Here is a 1,504-nt window from a genome sequence, read left to right as displayed (position 1 = left end):
CCGGTCTGCACCTCGATCAGCACCATCGGCACCTTGCCGGGGTTTTCCATCCGGTGGACGGCGCCCAGCGGGATGTAGACGGACTGGTTCTCGGTCACCAGCTTCACCTCCTCGTCGATGGTGACCCGGGCGGTGCCCTCGACCACGATCCAGTGTTCGGAGCGGTGGTGATGGCTCTGCAGGCTCAGCGCCGCGCCGGGGTGGACGTGGATGCGCTTGACCTGGAACCGGTCGCCGATCACCAGGCTTTCGAACCAGCCCCAGGGCCGGTGGTCCTTGGGGAAATGCGTCGCCTGCTTGGCGCCCTTGGCCTTCAGCGCGCTGACCGCCTCCTTCACCCGCTGGCTTTCCGACTTATGCGCCACCAGCACCGCATCCGGCATCGCCACGGTGATGATGTCCTTCAGCCCGATGCCGACCAGCTCCACCCCCGGGTCCTCGGACCGCAGCAGCGTATCGGCGCAATCGATCGCGGTGGCCGCCCCGGTGCTGACATTGCCCGCCGCATCCGGCCCGGTTTCCTGCCAGACCGCGTCCCAGCCGCCCAGGTCGGACCAGCCGGCGGCGAAGGGCATCACCGCCAGGTTGCCGGCCTTTTCCATCACCGCGTAATCGATCGAGATATCCGGCACCCGGTCCCAGGCCAGCGGCGACAGCCGGGTGAAGCCCAGATCGGCATGCGCCTCGGCCACCGCCTCGCGCACCGGCGCCAGCACATCGGCGGCATGCGCCTCGAAGGCGGCGATCAGCGCCCGGGCGCTGAACAGGAAGATGCCGGCGTTCCACAGGAAATTGCCCGCCGCGATCATCTCGGCGGCGCGGGCGGCATCGGGCTTCTCGACGAAACGCGCCAGCGGTTGCGGCGCCTCGGCGCCCACTTCGGCCCCCGCATCCGCCCCCACATCGGCCCCTGCGGCCAGCTCCAGATAGCCATAGCCGGTCTCGGCCCGGGTCGGGCGGATGCCGAAGGTGACCAGATCGCCGGCCTCGGCCCGCGGCGCGGCCGCCAGCACCGCGGCGCGGAAGGCGGCGGCATCGGGGATCACGTGATCCGAGGGCGCCACCAGCATCAGCCCGTCGGGATCGCTGTCGGCCAGCACCAGCGCCGCGGCCAGCACCGCCGGCGCGGTATTGCGCCCCTCCGGTTCGATCAGCACCGCCTGCGGCGCGATCTCCACCGCCGCCAGCTGCTCGGTCACGATGAAGCGGAAATCATTGCCGGTGACGATCACCGGCGCCGCGAAGCCCGTCCCCGCCAGCCGCAGCGCCGCCCCCTGGAACAGGCTCTCCTGCCCCATCAGCGGGGTGAATTGCTTCGGATAGGACTTCCGCGACAGCGGCCACAGCCGGGTACCAGAGCCGCCGCAGAGGAGAACCGGGGTGATCATATCTATAAACTCCGAAAGAAATGCATCAAGACAGGGCCGGACCGCGCCCGCACCCCACTGTCGCCAACGGTATCGCCAATGGGCTCAACCTGTTCAACCCTGCAAAGCGCACCGCC

Annotated in this window: 1 protein-coding gene; it reads right to left on the bottom strand. The window is 69.5% G+C overall.

Features of this window, described 5'->3' with window-relative positions; genetic code table 11:
• The coding region (locus tag QO033_RS25200) for a mannose-1-phosphate guanylyltransferase/mannose-6-phosphate isomerase (protein WP_284483437.1) at positions 1–1,388 on the bottom strand (1,388 nt) is incomplete at its 3' end.
• Positions 1,389–1,504: the final 116 nt, after the last annotated feature.

Origin of the sequence: Pseudodonghicola flavimaris, assembly GCF_030164425.1 — a bacterium.
Classification (GTDB): domain Bacteria; phylum Pseudomonadota; class Alphaproteobacteria; order Rhodobacterales; family Rhodobacteraceae; genus Pseudodonghicola; species Pseudodonghicola flavimaris.
The sequence above is the reverse complement of the archived record's forward strand: the minus strand, read 5'-3'. Positions and strand labels throughout refer to the sequence as shown.